This window comes from Bradyrhizobium sp. AT1 (assembly GCF_001590795.1).
GTDB lineage: Bacteria > Pseudomonadota > Alphaproteobacteria > Rhizobiales > Xanthobacteraceae > Bradyrhizobium.
Genome location: NZ_JXDL01000001.1, coordinates 624,305 through 638,925, shown reverse-complemented (window position 1 = coordinate 638,925; position 14,621 = coordinate 624,305). Strand labels below are relative to the sequence as shown.

Sequence of the window (14,621 nt, the reverse complement as noted above, 5' to 3'; positions counted from 1 at the left end):
GCGGGGGGCCCTTGCGCATGTTCTGATTGTTCGGGGGCGGTGCCCCTGCGGCCGGGCCGGCGGCAGGCTGGCCCGCGTCCCTTGGCGGCCTGGCATCCTGGGCCTGTGCCGACTGCGCGAGCAGCGACATGGCCGAAACCAAGGGAATGATGATCTTCATGCGGCTGGACGCACTCATGCGTGCTTACCCCTACTCTCTCGATTGCTCTCGCAATTGCCGTGGTGCTTGGCGCGATAGACGATTCGCCTCGCGCCGGGCTTGATGCCGGCTGACATAGCTGACCTGCTTTGGTCGGCGAAGTCCCGTTACAAATGATTAAGATCAGGGCATTTTTTCGGCCCGGGCAGCACATCGGGGGCGCTTCTAGCGAGCCGGCTCGATCACGTTGCAATTGCTGCGCCCGGACATCAGGCAATCCTGCATCTTGCTGGCAGCGGTGAGGTCCCGGGCGAGCCACCAGCCGATACCGAGGATCACGATCGCGATGATCAAGCCGGCGAACGCGCCGCGGCGGTTGTCACCAGATGGAGGCTTCGGCCGGGATTTCGGCGTCTCGCCCGGTTTGGGCTCGGATGTGGACATTGGCACCTGGTCGCGCGGGCAACGGCCGGCTTACCACCTCTGCGGCGTCCCGTCACATCTGGCCAACCAAGTCAGTCCGGCGTCTCAGGTTCAGCCTCGGGTCGCCCGGATCGCATCCTTTCGTGAGGTTTCGACCGCCGGAATCGCCTGCTGGGCCCTGGGAGCGCAGGTCGTGAGCACGAACGCGGTCTGGGTGCATTCCCAGTCGGCTCCCAGCACGGCGCTCTCGATCGCCTGCGGACGAGCGAGCAGCACGATGGCACCGGCCACGGCCACCAGGGCGAAGGCAATCGAGAGCGCCTTCAGGCTTAGTCGGAAGATGGGCATGCCCGTACTCCGTATCGGGGCGGACGCTAGGCGTCACGCTCGTGGTCCCTTATGAGGGACATCACAATTCGGCAGTTTTTCCGGGCTACGAGAGATCGTCGGGGAGAGCGATTTTTCGTTGACCTGATCGGCTGCGATTATGGGTGGCTTCGCGACGCGCGCCGATGTACACGCTACTGCGTCGCGTGGCGCCCGCTATGCCCAGCCGACGTACCAACACGCAGTGATGTAGGGCTGAAAGTGAGGAAGACAAGGTTCGTTCGATGAGTGGATTCAGGGAACCAGGCTTCTCCGACCGACAAAAGGCGGCTCAGGAGGCACGCAAAAATCTTTTGAACAAATTCAAGTCGCAGCCGGGTCACGACGATCCGGCGGTCGCGGCACGACGCGCCGAGCGTGAGGCACTCGCGGCCAAGCGCGCCGAGGCAAAGGCAGCCCGCGAGGCTGAAAAGGCCGAGCAGAAGCGTATCGCGGAGGAAGCGGCAGCCGCGGAGGCAGCCCGGATCGCCCGCGAGGCCGAGGAAGCGATCGCCAGGCAGGCCGAAATGGAAGCCGAGCAGAAGGCCAAGCGCGACGCGCGCTACGCCGCCCGCAAGGCCAAGCGCAAGTAGCATTCACGGTCGCGTTCAACTGAATTTGAACTAACCCGTTTTAGGGGCGGTCCACGTGACCGCCCCTGGACTTTCGACGCGTGTCTGCCTGCCGGGGGCGGCAGTCGAAGATCAGTTCTTCTTCATCATCCCGTCGTCTTTCTTCATCCCGTCCTTCGACATGTGGTCTTTCTTCATGCCGTCGTCCTTGGACATGGTGTCCTTCTTCATCATGCCGTCCTTGGACATCGTATCCTTCTTCATCATTCCGTCATCCTTGCCCATCTTGTCCTGAGCAAAGGCGGCCGGCGCAAATGCGAGGCCGAGCGAGAGAGCGGCAGCCGAGACGCCGAGCACGATACGGGTGCGAATGGTCATGGATCATCTTCCCTTCGAGGTCATGTTTGTCAGCGACGGACGCCGCTATCCAATCTCGACGGATGGACGGCCTGCGTTGTTACGCCGCCGCCGATAGATTTTAGCGAGCTGGCCTGCGATCCGTCGTTCGAAGGAGCCCAGGGCCCTGCCGCAGGATCGGATGCGTGTGCAGCGCAGCACGTCCGGCACTTGCGGCGGCGTTCGGTCTCGAACTATCAGATGAGAGAATATCGGGTGAGAGACCGGCTAGGATGGGCCTAAGCACCGGTCACATGACCAGCCCAAATCACGCCAAACAAGAACCGTTCAAGAACCGCCCAAGGGGATCACACCATGCTCACGCGCCGCCATCTGATCGCGACCGCCGTCGCCGCACCCGCCATCCTCCGCTTCGGCACCGGCACCGCGCACGCCGCGACCACGCTGAAGATCTCGCACCAGTTCCCGGGCGGCACCATCGACAAGGGCGACTTCCGCGACCGGCTCTGCCGCATGTTCGCCGCTGAAGTCAGTAAGCGCAGCAATGGCGACATCGCGGCCGAGATCTATCCGAACTCCTCGCTGATCAAGACCAACGCGCAGTTCTCCGCGATGCGCAAGGGCGCGCTCGACATCTCGCTTTATCCGATGCCCTATGCTGGCGGCGAGCTGCCGGAGACCAATATCGGCCTGATGCCCGGCCTCGTGACCACCTACGACCAGGGCCTGCGCTGGAAGAAGGAGCCGGTCGGCAAGGCGCTGACCGACTTCCTCGCCGACAAGGGCATCATCCTGCTCACCTGGGTGTGGCAGGCGGGCGGCGTCGCCAGCCGCTCCAAGCCGATCGTCGCGCCGGAGGACGCCAAGGGCCTGAAGGTGCGCGGCGGCTCGCGCGAGATGGACATGGTACTGCAGACCGCCGGCGCCTCGGTGCTGTCGGTGCCGTCGAACGAAATCTACGCGGCGATGCAGACCGGCGCCTGCGATGCCGGCATCACCTCCTCCACCAGCCTGATCTCGTTCCGACTGGAAGAGGTCGCGAAGTCGCTGACGTCGGGTGCCGGCGCATCCTACTGGTTCATGCTCGAGCCGCTGATGATGTCGAAGGCGATCTTCGACAAGCTGCCGAAGAACCAGCAGGACATCCTGCTCGCGGTCGGCACCGAGCTCGAAGCCTTCGGCCGCAAGGGTGCGCAGGACGACGACGTCGAAGTCGCCAAGGTCTACGAGAAGGCCGGCGCTAAGGTCTCGGCGCTCGATGCCGCCACCGTCGGCAAGTGGCGCGACATCGCGCGCGATACCGCGTGGAAAGATTACAGCGCCAAGACCGCAACCGCGGCCAACCTGCTCAAGCTCGCCACCGACGTCGCGGCATGAGCCACGGTCCGCTTCCGGATCGTGACGAGCCGGCAAACGCTGTCGCAAGGACGGGCCTTGCGGCAGCGATTGATCGCGGCCTCGCCGTCCTCAACACCATCATCGTCGTGTTCGCGGCCATCGCGCTGGTCGCGGCCTGCGCCATCCTGAGCTACAGCGTGCTCAGCCGCGCGCTGTTCAAGGCCGCCAATTACTGGCAGGACGAGGCCGCCGTGTTCCTCCTGGTCGGCGCGACCTTCATGACGGCCGCCTATGTGCAGCAGAACCGCGGCCATATCGGCATCGAGGCCTTCGTCGGCCTCTTGTCGCCGCTGGCGAACAAGATCCGACTCTGGCTGGTCGACGCCGCCACGTTCTTGTTCTGCGCGTTCTTCACCTGGAAGTCCTGGACACTGGCCCATGAGGCCTATGTCGACGGCCAGGTCTCCAACTCGATGTGGTCGCCGCCGCTCGCCATCCCCTATTCCCTGATGGCACTCGGCATGAGCCTGCTCTGCATCCAGATCCTCGTGCAGCTTGCGCTGCCCTTCACCGGAGCCAGGCGTTCATGAGCGTGTTCGGTATCGGCGTTGCCTACGGCGTTGCGACGCTGCTCGTGATGTTTTCGGGCATGCCGATCGCGTTCGCGCTCGGCGCGGTCGCGGTCGTGTTCATGGCCATCTACATGCCCGCCGCGTCTCTCGATACGGTGACGCAGAATGTCTACGAGGAAATGGCCTCGATCACGCTGCTGTCGATCCCGCTCTTCATCCTGAAGGGCGCGGCGATCGGCAAGTCGCGCGCCGGCCAGGATCTCTATTCGGCCCTGCATGCCTGGCTGCATCGCGTGCCGGGCGGCTTAGGCGTCGCCAACGTGTTCGCCTGCGCGCTGTTCGCGGCGATGGCGGGCTCCTCGCCCGCAACCTGCTCGGCGATCGGCTCGGCCGGCATCCCCGAGATGCGCAAGCGCGGCTATTCCGGGGGCTTTGCGGCCGGCATCATCGCCGCCGGCGGCACGCTCGGCATCCTGCTGCCGCCCTCGATCACCATGATCCTGTTCGCGGTCGCCGCGGAAAAGTCGCTGGGGCGGCTGTTCCTCGCCGGCATCGGCCCCGGCCTGCTGCTGGTCTCGTTGTTCGGTGCCTATGCCGTGATCCGTTTCCGCCAGGAATATGCCGCGGCCGAAGCGATCTACAAGAACGGCGGACCGGAGGCTGCGATCCTCGCCCGCGACGAATATACGCTGGCCGAACGTTTCAGCGTGCTGCCGCGCGTGATCCCCTTCGTGCTGCTGCTCACCGGCGTCATGATCGCGCTCTATGGCGGCTACGCCACGCCGTCGGAAACCGCCGGCCTGGGCGGTCTCCTCGCGCTGGCGCTGATCGCGGCGATCTACAGCGTGTGGCGGCCGAGCGACCTCGCCCCCATCATGAAATCGACGATCCGGGAATCGACCATGCTGATGATGATCATCGGCATGTCGCTGCTCTACTCCTACGTGATGAGCTACCTGCACATCTCGCAATCGGTCGCCGAATCCATCGTCGCGATGCACCTGCCGCGCTGGGAGCTGCTGTTCGCGATCCTCGTTATGGTCGTGGTGCTCGGCTTCTTCCTGCCGCCGGTGTCGATCATCCTGATGACCGCCCCGATCATCCTGCCGCCACTGCGCGCTGCCAATTTCGACATCATCTGGTTCGGCGTCGTCATGACCATCGTGATGGAGATGGGGCTGATCCATCCGCCGGTCGGCCTCAACATCTTCGTCATCCGCAACGTCGCGCCGGACATCCCGCTCCGCGAGGTGATCTGGGGCACCCTGCCCTTCGTGCTCTTAATGATGCTCGCGGTGCTGCTGCTGTGCTTCTTTCCGGCGATTTCGACCGGGCTGCCGGATCTCGTGATGGGGCCGGACGGAAGCAGGTAGCGGCGATCGCAGCTACCGTAGCACGCGACGGGAGCGGTGATTACGGCACGCTCTTCCGTCGCCCCTTCGGTGCGCTCGCCACCACCTGCAGCAGATCCTTGCGCACGGCCTCGATGTGCCGTTCCAAAAACCGGCAGGCCTCCTCGACCTTCCCAGCACGGCAGAGCGCGATCAGATGAGCGTGCTCCTTCTCCGCCGTCCCCATCGCCTTGGTGTTGGAGAGCTGGAGGCGGGTGTAGCGGTCGCTGGTCTGCAGCAGCGACAGCACGATCGCGCGCGTGCGCGGCTGTGGGGCGTGGACATAGAGCGCCATGTGGAAGTCGGCGTTGAGCTGGCCCCATTCGCTGACATTGCGCGCCTTGATCGCCTTCTCGAAGCTCTTGTGGATGTCGTCGAGCCCGTCGAAATCCTCTGTCGTAAAGCGCGGCGCTGACTGCGCCAGCAATCGCGGCTCCAGGATACCGCGCAGATCGAAGACGTCGTTGATCTCGTCAAGTGACAGCTCGGAGACGATCGCGCCCTTCTGCGGAACGATACGCACGAGGCCTTCGGCCTCGAGCTGAAACAGCGCCTCGCGAACGGGAATGCGGCTGACACCATAGGCCTCACCAAGTGCATCCTGGCGCAGTTGCGATCCCGCCGGATAGGTGCCGTCGAGGATCGCCTGGCGGAGCTGATCGACGATCGCAGCCGACAGGGTGCGATGCTTCAGAGGCTGTTTCATCTGACCTTCTGTTGTCCTTTTCCGACTCGCTCAGTCGACGCGGTCCCTGTCTTGCATGTCGAGCTGCCCGGCAAAAGCCGGGCACGCCACGAAACGAAGTGCCCAGCAAAACCGCGCCCTGCCGCCAAATTGACCGCAATCTCCGTTTGACTCCCAAAATGTATAAATTATACATTTGGCAATCGCACGACAAATCTTCAGGGGTTGGGGCCTCTTCATGATCGAGCAGACGATGCCGGCCACGCGCGCGCTCAGCGTCCGACGTACGATTGTCCGGATGTCGAGCGCCCTGCTCACCCTCGAACGGCTGGCGCTGATGGGCCTGATGTACCTGCTCACCGGCCTGATCCTGGTGAACGTCGTCACCCGCTACTCGCATTTCCCGATCTACTGGATCGATGAATCCGCGGTCTATTGCGTGGTCTGGCTGACCTTCATCGGAGCGTCCGCGATGACGCGGCTGCGGCTCGACTTCGCGGTGACCATGCTGACGGAGCGGCTTTCGCCGCGGCACCAGAAGATCGCCAAGGTGATCTCGACCGGCCTCGTCGTCGTGTTCGGCCTCGCTTTGATCGTCACCTGCGTGCTCTGGATGGACCCGGTCGGCCTTGCCCGCGTCGGCTTCGACGGGCGCAAGCTGGCAGGCGAGACCTTCAACTTCCTCTACACCGAGCGGACCCAGACACTGAACTGGCCGACCTGGGTGATGTACCTGACGCTCCCGATCTTCGCGGTGTCCATGACGATCCACGGCCTCGCCAATCTCCTGGAAGACCTTGGATTGGTGCCGCGCACGAAGCTGAGCGGTTTTCAGCTCTCCGAGCTGGACGGGGTCAACTGATGATCACGTCAGCGGCCTTCATGGCGTTCATGCTGGTCGGCGTACCGATCGGGCTTTGCCTGTGCCTCGCCGGCCTCGTCTACATCGCGGCCTCCGGCAACCCGGTGCTGTTCCAGTCCTATCCGCTTCAGCTGTTCGGCGGCGTTGACAGCTACGGCCTGATCGCCATCCCGCTCTTCATCCTGATCGGCGAGATCATGAACGGCGGCGGCATCACCCGTCGCATCGTCGACATGGCGATGGCGTTCGTCGGTTCGCTCAAGGGCGGGCTCGCCTACGTCAACATCCTCGCCAACATGTTCATCTCCTCGATCCTGGGATCGGCGACCGCGCAGGTCGCGATCATGGCCCAGATCATGGTGCCGGAGATGGAGAAGAAGGGCTACGACAAGACCTTCGCAGCCGGCCTCACCGCCTATGGCGGCATGCTCGGCCCGATCATCCCGCCATCGGTGATGTTCGTGGTCTACAGCGTGCTGGCGCAGGTCTCGGTCAGCGACATGCTGATCGCCGGTATCGTGCCTGGCGTCATACTCACGGTGATGTTCTGCCTCGTCATCGCGCTGATGGGATACATCTACAATTATCCGCGCGCGGATTATCAGACGCCGCGCCAGCGCGTCATGACGATCCTGCGGACCTCGCCGACGCTGCTGATCCCGATCGTCATCGTCGGCACCATTCTCGGCGGCCTCGCCAACGCGACCGAATCCGCCGCCGTCGGCGCGGTTGCCGCGGCCCTGGTCGGAAAGTTCTGGACCAAGGAGTTCGAGTTCTCCCGGCTGCCGCAGATGATGCTGCGCAGCGCGATCTATTCCGCGATCGTGCTGTTCCTGGTGGCGGCCGCCGCCGTGTTCTCCTGGGTCCTGATCTTCGGCAAGGTGCCGCAGGAGACTGCGGCCTGGATCCAGACCGCCGCCAAGGACCCGGTCAGCTTCATGCTGATCTGCAACGTCATCCTGCTGGTGATCGGCACGGTGATCGACGGCATTCCCGGCCTGATCATGACGGTGCCGATCCTGCTGCCGGTCGCGACCGAGGTCTATCACATCGATCCCCGGCATTTCGGCGTCGTGGTGGTGATCAATCTCGTGCTTGGCCTGCTCTCGCCGCCGGTCGGGCTCTGCTTCTTCGTCGCGGCCGCCGTCACCGGCGCCAAGCCCGGCAAGATGTTCATGGTGACGCTGCCGTTCTTCGTCATCTCCTGCGTCCTCCTCGTGCTGCTCTCGCTCTATCCCTCGCTCTCGCTGATCCTCGTCAAATAGGCCCGTTGAAAAGGAAACCGACCATGCCGCTGTCTCGCCGCCGCTTTCTCGCCGCCAGTGCCGCCGCATCGGTGTTCGCACCGTCGCTGGCGCTCGCCCAGGCCAAGGAATTCCGCCTCGGCCTGATCACGCCGAACGGTCATTCCTGGAACAAGGCCGCGCTCAAGTTCGGCGAAGACCTCAAGGCTGCATCCAATGGCCGCCTGACATTGACCGTGTTCCACTCCGGTCAGCTCGGCAACGAGACCGCAATGATGCAGCAATTGCAGTCGGGCGCGCTCGACATGGGCTTCATCCAGGCCGCCGAACTCGGCTCGCGCGTGCCGCATATCGCTGCGATCAACGCGCCCTACATCGTGCGCTCGACGCCGGCGGTCGCGAAATTCGTGCGGCATCCGGCCGCCGTCAAACTGTTCGAGGTGCTGCCGCAGGAGACCGGCACCATCGGGCTCGGCTGGGGCATCACCGGCATGCGCGCGGTGTTCTCGTCCAGGGACCTGAATTCGCTCGCCGACATCAAGGGCATGAAGCTGCGCATCAACCCGACGCCGGTCTATCGCGATTTCTATTCCTCGCTGGGTGCCGCGCCCACCCCGATCCCGACGCCGCAGGTGTTCGACGCCATGGCGAACGGCCAGGTCGACGGCCTCGAGGCCGATCTCGAATTCTCCTGGAACCAGCGCTTCGACAAGGTCTCGAAGGTGATCCTGCAGATGAACGCCGTCTTCATGCCGATGGCGGCCGTCGTCTCCGGCCGGGTCTGGCAATCGCTGCCGCCCGCCGACCGCGAGCTGATCACCAAGCTCGTGAAGTCGACACTGGACGCGCAGATCGACGAGCTGGCCGGCAACGAGCCAACGTTGATCGAGAACTTCAAGAACGCGCCGATCCCGATCCGCCAGGTCCCCGCCGGCGACACCGAGGCCGTCATCGCCGAGTTCGACAAGCTCTGGCTGCCCAAGGCCCCCGTCCTCGCTGAGCTGCGCAAGGTCGGCGCGACGCTCTAATTCCATCCGCGATCGTCTTAACAACAGCCGGCGGCCCCACCCCCCGCCGGCAATACACTTGGAGTGAACTCATGAGCCGCCACGTTTCCTGGGAAGGCGTCTTCCCGGCCGTCACCACCCAATTCAACGACGACCTGTCGCTCAATATCGAGGCAACCGCCAAGGTGATGGACGGATTGATCCGCGATGGCGTGTCCGGCCTGATCGTCTGTGGCTCGGTCGGCGAGAACACCTCGCTGGAGCGCAAGGAGAAGATCGCGATCATGGAGACCGCGAAGTCGGTCGCGGCCGGCCGCGTGCCCGTACTGTGTGGCATCGCCGAATTCACCACGGCCTTCGCGGTCGAGACCGCCAAGGAGGCCGCGCGCGTCGGCATCGACGGCGTGATGGTGATGCCGGCGCTGGTTTACTCCTCCAAGCCGCACGAGACCGCCGCGCATTTCCGCGCGGTCGCCAGCGCAACCGATCTGCCGGTGATGCTCTACAACAATCCGCCGATCTACAAGAACGACGTCACCCCCGACATCCTGGCCTCACTGGCGGACGTCGAGACGGTCGTCTGCTTCAAGGATTCCTCCGGCGATACCAGGCGTTTCATCGACACCCGCAACATGGTCGGCGACCGCTTCGTGCTGTTCGCAGGGCTCGACGACGTCATCGTCGAGAGCGTCGCCATGGGCGCGGTGGGCTGGGTCTCCGGCATGTCGAACGCCTTCCCGCGCGAAGGCGAGACGCTGTTCCGCCTGGCCAAGGCGGGGCGCTTCGCGGAGGCGATGCCGCTCTACGAATGGTTCATGCCGCTCTTGCATCTCGACGCCCGTCCCGACCTCGTCCAGTGCATCAAGTTGTGCGAGCACATCATGGGCCGCGGCACCGCGCTGACCCGCCCGCCGCGCCTCGCGCTGCTGCCGCATGAGAAGGCCGAGGTCGAAGCCATGATGGCCAAGGCGCTGAAGAACCGGCCGCGTCTGCCGGATGTCGGCCTGAAGGCGGCGTGAGCGACGACACTCTCTCTGCCGTCATTGCGAGCGAAGCGAAGCAATCCAGAGTCTTTCCGCAGAGGCAGACTGGATTGCTTCGTCGCTTCGCTCCTCGCAATGACGGAGTGCTAGGAACCGGCCCGCTTCTTTTTCGCGTTCAGCGCGGACGCCACGCGGCTCACCGGCGGCTTGCCCAGCATGCCGGCCATCACGTTGGTGGCCGCCAGCAGCTTCTCCATATCGATGCCCGTCTTCACGCCCATGCCTTCGAGCATGTAGACGACATCCTCGGTTGCGACGTTGCCGGTCGCGCCGGGTGCGTAGGGACAGCCGCCGAGACCGCCGGCCGCGGCGTCGATGACGCGGACACCCTCTTCCATCCCGGCATAGAGATTGGCGAGCGCCTGACCGTAGGTGTCGTGGAAATGCATCGCGAGCTTTGCGGGCGGGATGTTGGCGCCAACCGCGCGCAGCATCTCTTTCGCCTTGTCGGGCGTGCCGACGCCGATGGTGTCGCCGAGCGAGATCTCGTAGCAGCCGAGGTCGAACAGCGTGCTCGCGAGATCGGCGACGGCCTTCGGCTTGATCTCCCCATCAAACGGGCAGCCCAGCACGCAGGAGATATAGCCGCGCACCGGGATTCCATCGGCCTTGGCGCGCGCCAGCACCGGCTTGAATCGCTCGATGGACTCCGCAACGGTGCAATTGATGTTGGCGCGGGAAAAGCCTTCGGACGCCGCCGCGAACACCGAGACGACCTTGGCGCCGGCGGTGCGCGCGGCGTCATAGCCCTTTTCGTTCGGCACCAGCACGTGGAACTCTGCGTTCTTCACATGAGCAACGCCGCGCAACACCGCATCGGAGCTCGCCATCTGCGGGATCGCCTTGGGCGAGACGAAGGCGCCGACCTCGACCGTATCGAGGCCGGCCGCGACCAGCGCTTCGACGAAGGCGATGCGGGCCTCCACGCTGATCGGCGTTTTCTCGTTCTGGAGCCCGTCGCGCGGCCCCATTTCGATAATGCGGACTTGATCGCTCATGTCATTCGCCTGATGGTTCGATTACGGCAAGCTCGACGCCTTCCTGCACGATGTCGCCGACCTTGCACTTGATCGACTTCAGCACGCCGGCATAGGGCGCGCGCAGCGTCTGCTCCATCTTCATCACCTCGAGGGTCAGGATTGGCGCGCCCTTTTCGAGTGTCGCGCCCTCCTCGGCCAACACCGCGACGACCGTTCCCGGCAAGGGTGCCGCGATCTTGTCCGCGCCGGTCTGCTCCTCGCTCTCGCCACCGAACGGATCGACCCAGTGCAGGTCGAAACGTCCGTTGCGCGTGCGCAAATACAGCTCGTGACCGTCGATCACCGCGGCGACGGAGGATTTCACGCCATCCAGCGTCAGGTCAAAGCCGCCCTCGCGCGGCGTGATCGCGAAGGCCAGCTCGCGCTCGCCGATCACCAGCGTCGACGGCCCGCTGCCATAGTTCAGCGTGACCTTCTGCTCGGCCCCGTGGCCGACGCGGAAGGCAAAGCTGCGCTGACGGCGCCCGACCGGCTGCCAGCCGAAAGTCTGCCAGGGCGAATTCGCCGCCGCCTGTGCCCTCTGTCGTTCGTCGTTGATGACAGCAGCGACCGCAGCGCACAGCTCGAGCTCGCCGGGCGCGGGCGATGCGGACGTCAGCACCGCCAGCTCGCGCTCGATGAAGCCGGTGTCGATCGCATTGGTCCGCACCTTCGGATGCGTCATCAGCGCCGACAGGAACGGAATGTTGGTGACGATGCCGCGAACGTCGGACTCTTCCAGCCCGCGGTTCAGCCGCTCGATCGCGACATCGCGCGTCGGAGCCCAGGCAATCATCTTGGCCAGCATCGCGTCGTAATACGGCGAGACCGTATCGCCCTCGCGATAGCCGGCATCGATGCGCAAGCCGCCGGTCTCCGCCGGAAGCCGCCAGGTCGAGATCCGGCCGACCGACGGCATGAAGTTCTTGGTCGGGTTCTCCGCGTAGACGCGCGCCTCGACGGCATGGCCGTTGAGCTTGATCTCGCCCTGCTTCAGCGGCAGCGCCTCGCCGAAGGCGACACGCAGCTGCCATTCGACGAGGTCGATGCCCGTGATCAGCTCCGTCACGGGATGCTCGACCTGCAGGCGCGTGTTCATCTCGATGAAGAACACGTCCTTGCCGTCGGACACGAATTCGATCGTGCCGGCGCCGACATAGTTCACCGCACCCGCCGCCTTTCGCGCGGCCGCACAGACGGTCTCGCGCTGGGCCGGATTGAGCGTCGGTGAAGGCGCCTCCTCGATCACCTTCTGGTGCCGGCGCTGCAAGGTGCATTCGCGCTCGAACAGCGAGAGCAGATTGCCCTGGCTGTCGCCGATGATCTGCACTTCGATGTGGCGGGGATTGTCGACATATTTTTCGATCAGCATGCGGTCATCGCCGAAAGCGGCCTTGGCCTCGCGCTTGGCGCTGACGATTGCGGGACCGAGCTCGTCGGCCGAGCGCACGATGCGCATGCCGCGGCCGCCGCCGCCGGCGGACGCCTTCACCAGGATCGGGAAACCGACCTTCTCGGCCGCCTTCGCCAGCGTCGCATCGTCCTGGGCATTGCCGTGATAGCCCGGCACGAGCGGCACGCCGGCCTTTTCCATCAGCGCTTTCGAGCCTGATTTCGAGCCCATCGCATTCATCATGTCGGCGGTCGGGCCGACGAACACGAGGCCGGATTCGTAGCAGGCCTGCGCGAACTCGGCGTTTTCCGACAGGAAGCCGTAGCCGGGATGCACGGCCTCGGCGCCGGTCTTGCGCGCGGCCTCGATTAGCCGTTCAACGTTGAGGTAGCTGTCGCGCGCCCGTGCCGGCCCGAGCAGCACGGCTTCGTCCGCGAGCGCGACATGCATCGCGTCACGGTCGGCCTCGGAATAGACCGCGACCGTGCGCAGGCCCATGGCGCGGGCGGTGCGGATGACGCGGCAGGCGATCTCGCCGCGGTTGGCGATCAGGAGCGTGCGGAAACGCCGGTAGAGCTTTGAGCGGTCCATCGCATCACATCCTGAACAGGCCGAATTTCGTCGGCTCGATCGGCGCATTCGACGCCGCCGAGAGGCCGAGGCCGAGCACGAGACGCGTGTCGGCCGGGTCGATCACGCCGTCGTCCCAGAGCCGTGCGGTCGCATAGTATGGGTGCCCCTGGCTCTCATATTGGTCACGGATCGGCTTGCGGAATTTATCTTCCTCGTCCTTCGACCAGCTATCGCCCTTGGCCTCGATATTGTCGCGGCGAACCTGGCTCAGCACCATCGAGGCCTGCTCGCCGCCCATCACCGAGATGCGCGCGTTCGGCCACATCCAGAGGAAGCGCGGCGAATAGGCACGGCCGCACATGCCGTAATTGCCGGCGCCGTAGGAGCCGCCGATCACGACGGTGAATTTCGGCACCGACGCGGTCGCCACCGCCGTCACCAGCTTGGCGCCGTCGCGTGCGATGCCGCCGGCTTCGTATTTCTTGCCGACCATGAAGCCGGTGATGTTCTGCAGGAAAACAAGGGGAATGCCGCGCTGGCAGCACAGCTCGATGAAATGGGCGCCCTTCAGCGAGCTCTCGCTGAACAGGATGCCGTTGTTGGCGATGATGCCGACTGGATAGCCCCAGATATGGGCGAAGCCGCACACCAGCGTCGTGCCGTAGAGCTTCTTGAACTCGTCGAACTCCGAGCCGTCGACAACGCGCGCGATGATGTCGCGCACGTCGAACGGCTTGCGCCCGTCGACCGGCACCACGCCGTAGATCTCCTCCGCGGCGAACAGCGGCTCGCGTGGCGGATGCATGTTGAGGTTCGGCCGCGTCGACGGCTTCAGCGTGCCGAGGATCCGCCGCGCGATGCCGATCGCATGGGCATCGTTCTGGGCGTAATGATCGGTCACGCCCGACTGCCGCGAATGCACGTCGGCGCCGCCGAGCTCCTCAGCGCTCACCACCTCGCCGGTCGCCGCTTTCACCAGCGGCGGGCCGCCGAGGAAGATGGTGCCTTGATTCCGCACGATGATGCTCTCGTCCGACATCGCCGGGACATAGGCGCCCCCGGCGGTGCAGGAGCCCATCACGATCGCGATCTGCGGGATACCCTGGGACGACATCTGCGCCTGGTTGTAGAAGATGCGGCCGAAATGGCGCTCGTCCGGGAAGATCTCGTCCTGCAGCGGCAGGAACGCGCCGCCGGAATCGACCATGTAGACGCAGGGAAGATTGTTCTGCCGCGCGATGTCCTGCGCGCGCAGATGCTTCTTCACGGTCATCGGATAATAGGTACCGCCCTTGATTGTGGCATCGTTGGCAACGATCACGCATTCGCGGCCGGCGATGCGCCCCACCCCCGTCACGACGCTCGCCGAATGCACGTCGCCGCCATAGAGGCCATAGGCCGCGAGCGGCGACAGCTCCAGGAACGAGGTGCCGGGATCGACCAGGAGGTCGACGCGCTCGCGCGCCAGCATCTTGCCGCGCGAGGTGTGGCGGTTGCGCGAGACCTCGCCACCGCCGCCGGCGACCTGACTGAGTTTTTCGCGCAAGTCAGCGACGAGGTTGCGCATGGCCTCGGAATTGCGCGCAAAGTCTGATGAAGACGGATCGATGCTGGAATGGAGCGGCATGATGATTCCA

General features: G+C 64.7%; 15 protein-coding genes. 8 read left to right on the top strand and 7 right to left on the bottom strand.

What is annotated here, in order from left to right; all coding sequences use genetic code 11:
* Positions 1-364: 364 nt before the first annotated feature.
* Positions 365-583: a hypothetical protein gene (locus SE92_RS03070; protein ID WP_063194411.1), complete on the bottom strand. Its 219-nt coding sequence runs from the start codon at positions 581-583 to the stop codon at positions 365-367.
* 90 nt (positions 584-673) lie between these two features.
* Positions 674-910 (bottom strand): hypothetical protein, encoded by a 237-nt coding sequence (locus tag SE92_RS03065; protein WP_063194410.1) that lies wholly within the window; start codon positions 908-910, stop codon positions 674-676.
* A gap of 263 nt (positions 911-1,173) precedes the next feature.
* Between SE92_RS03065 and SE92_RS03060 the strand changes: the two genes are divergently transcribed.
* Positions 1,174-1,521 (top strand): DUF6481 family protein, encoded by a 348-nt coding sequence (locus SE92_RS03060; protein ID WP_063194409.1) that lies wholly within the window; start codon positions 1,174-1,176, stop codon positions 1,519-1,521.
* Positions 1,522-1,632: 111 nt separating this feature from the next.
* Here the strand turns inward: SE92_RS03060 and SE92_RS03055 are convergent, their stop codons facing one another.
* Positions 1,633-1,878 (bottom strand): pentapeptide MXKDX repeat protein, encoded by a 246-nt coding sequence (locus SE92_RS03055; protein WP_036027965.1) that lies wholly within the window; start codon positions 1,876-1,878, stop codon positions 1,633-1,635.
* 333 nt (positions 1,879-2,211) lie between these two features.
* On the opposite strand from SE92_RS03055, the gene SE92_RS03050 reads away from it, so the two are divergent.
* From SE92_RS03050 to SE92_RS03040, 3 genes are read left to right on the top strand one after another with little or no spacing between them, the layout of a single operon-like run.
* Positions 2,212-3,234, top strand: a complete 1,023-nt coding sequence (locus tag SE92_RS03050) for a TRAP transporter substrate-binding protein (RefSeq protein WP_063194408.1) — start codon at positions 2,212-2,214, stop codon at positions 3,232-3,234.
* Entirely contained in the window at positions 3,231-3,785 is a 555-nt protein-coding gene (locus SE92_RS03045; RefSeq protein WP_063194407.1) for a TRAP transporter small permease, read from the top strand. Before SE92_RS03050 ends, SE92_RS03045 begins: the two co-directional genes overlap by 4 nt.
* Positions 3,782-5,140, top strand: a complete 1,359-nt coding sequence (locus SE92_RS03040; protein ID WP_063194406.1) for a TRAP transporter large permease — start codon at positions 3,782-3,784, stop codon at positions 5,138-5,140. Before SE92_RS03045 ends, SE92_RS03040 begins: the two co-directional genes overlap by 4 nt.
* A gap of 40 nt (positions 5,141-5,180) precedes the next feature.
* Here SE92_RS03040 and SE92_RS03035 read toward each other — a convergent pair whose 3' ends face one another.
* Positions 5,181-5,864 (bottom strand): GntR family transcriptional regulator, encoded by a 684-nt coding sequence (locus SE92_RS03035; protein ID WP_063194405.1) that lies wholly within the window; start codon positions 5,862-5,864, stop codon positions 5,181-5,183.
* Between the two features lie 232 nt (positions 5,865-6,096).
* Here SE92_RS03035 and SE92_RS03030 point away from each other — a divergent pair, with 232 nt between their 5' ends.
* From SE92_RS03030 to SE92_RS03015, 4 genes are all read left to right on the top strand, one after another.
* Positions 6,097-6,705, top strand: a complete 609-nt coding sequence (locus SE92_RS03030; RefSeq protein ID WP_063203315.1) for a TRAP transporter small permease — start codon at positions 6,097-6,099, stop codon at positions 6,703-6,705.
* Complete coding sequence (locus SE92_RS03025; protein ID WP_063194404.1) at positions 6,705-7,970, top strand: TRAP transporter large permease; 1,266 nt, start codon at positions 6,705-6,707, stop codon at positions 7,968-7,970. The genes SE92_RS03030 and SE92_RS03025 overlap by 1 nt, the downstream gene beginning before the upstream one ends.
* A 23-nt stretch (positions 7,971-7,993) precedes the next feature.
* Positions 7,994-8,977 carry a TRAP transporter substrate-binding protein gene (locus SE92_RS03020; RefSeq protein WP_063194403.1) on the top strand — a complete coding sequence of 328 codons (984 nt, stop codon included), beginning with the start codon at positions 7,994-7,996 and terminating at the stop codon, positions 8,975-8,977.
* A gap of 71 nt (positions 8,978-9,048) precedes the next feature.
* Entirely contained in the window at positions 9,049-9,975 is a 927-nt protein-coding gene (locus SE92_RS03015) for a dihydrodipicolinate synthase family protein (protein ID WP_063194402.1), read from the top strand.
* 110 nt (positions 9,976-10,085) lie between these two features.
* On the opposite strand, the gene SE92_RS03010 is transcribed toward SE92_RS03015, so the two are convergent.
* Genes SE92_RS03010 through SE92_RS03000 form a run of 3 tightly spaced genes read right to left on the bottom strand, consistent with a single transcriptional unit; the run spans position 10,086 to position 14,611 of the window.
* The gene (locus tag SE92_RS03010; RefSeq protein ID WP_063194401.1) at positions 10,086-10,997 is read right to left on the bottom strand and encodes a hydroxymethylglutaryl-CoA lyase; all 912 of its coding nucleotides are present in this window, start codon (positions 10,995-10,997) and stop codon (positions 10,086-10,088) included.
* A gap of 1 nt (position 10,998) precedes the next feature.
* Complete coding sequence (locus SE92_RS03005) at positions 10,999-13,002, bottom strand: acetyl-CoA carboxylase biotin carboxylase subunit (protein ID WP_063194400.1); 2,004 nt, start codon at positions 13,000-13,002, stop codon at positions 10,999-11,001.
* A gap of 4 nt (positions 13,003-13,006) precedes the next feature.
* Positions 13,007-14,611 (bottom strand): carboxyl transferase domain-containing protein, encoded by a 1,605-nt coding sequence (locus tag SE92_RS03000; RefSeq protein WP_063194399.1) that lies wholly within the window; start codon positions 14,609-14,611, stop codon positions 13,007-13,009.
* Positions 14,612-14,621 lie beyond the last annotated feature (10 nt).

Bases quoted from the DNA above. Each gene is read 5' to 3' on its own strand.
- SE92_RS03020 (WP_063194403.1), top strand. From the start codon at position 7,994: ATGCCGCTGTCTCGCCGCCGCTTTCTCGCCGCCAGTGCCGCCGCATCG.
- SE92_RS03055 (WP_036027965.1), bottom strand. From the start codon at position 1,878: ATGACCATTCGCACCCGTATCGTGCTCGGCGTCTCGGCTGCCGCTCTC.
- SE92_RS03050 (WP_063194408.1), top strand. From the start codon at position 2,212: ATGCTCACGCGCCGCCATCTGATCGCGACCGCCGTCGCCGCACCCGCC.
- SE92_RS03005 (WP_063194400.1), bottom strand. From the start codon at position 13,002: ATGGACCGCTCAAAGCTCTACCGGCGTTTCCGCACGCTCCTGATCGCC.
- SE92_RS03040 (WP_063194406.1), top strand. From the start codon at position 3,782: ATGAGCGTGTTCGGTATCGGCGTTGCCTACGGCGTTGCGACGCTGCTC.
- SE92_RS03030 (WP_063203315.1), top strand. From the start codon at position 6,097: ATGCCGGCCACGCGCGCGCTCAGCGTCCGACGTACGATTGTCCGGATG.
- SE92_RS03010 (WP_063194401.1), bottom strand. From the start codon at position 10,997: ATGAGCGATCAAGTCCGCATTATCGAAATGGGGCCGCGCGACGGGCTC.
- SE92_RS03045 (WP_063194407.1), top strand. From the start codon at position 3,231: ATGAGCCACGGTCCGCTTCCGGATCGTGACGAGCCGGCAAACGCTGTC.
- SE92_RS03060 (WP_063194409.1), top strand. From the start codon at position 1,174: ATGAGTGGATTCAGGGAACCAGGCTTCTCCGACCGACAAAAGGCGGCT.
- SE92_RS03015 (WP_063194402.1), top strand. From the start codon at position 9,049: ATGAGCCGCCACGTTTCCTGGGAAGGCGTCTTCCCGGCCGTCACCACC.
- SE92_RS03025 (WP_063194404.1), top strand. From the start codon at position 6,705: ATGATCACGTCAGCGGCCTTCATGGCGTTCATGCTGGTCGGCGTACCG.
- SE92_RS03035 (WP_063194405.1), bottom strand. From the start codon at position 5,864: ATGAAACAGCCTCTGAAGCATCGCACCCTGTCGGCTGCGATCGTCGAT.
- SE92_RS03070 (WP_063194411.1), bottom strand. From the start codon at position 583: ATGTCCACATCCGAGCCCAAACCGGGCGAGACGCCGAAATCCCGGCCG.
- SE92_RS03065 (WP_063194410.1), bottom strand. From the start codon at position 910: ATGCCCATCTTCCGACTAAGCCTGAAGGCGCTCTCGATTGCCTTCGCC.
- SE92_RS03000 (WP_063194399.1), bottom strand. From the start codon at position 14,611: ATGCCGCTCCATTCCAGCATCGATCCGTCTTCATCAGACTTTGCGCGC.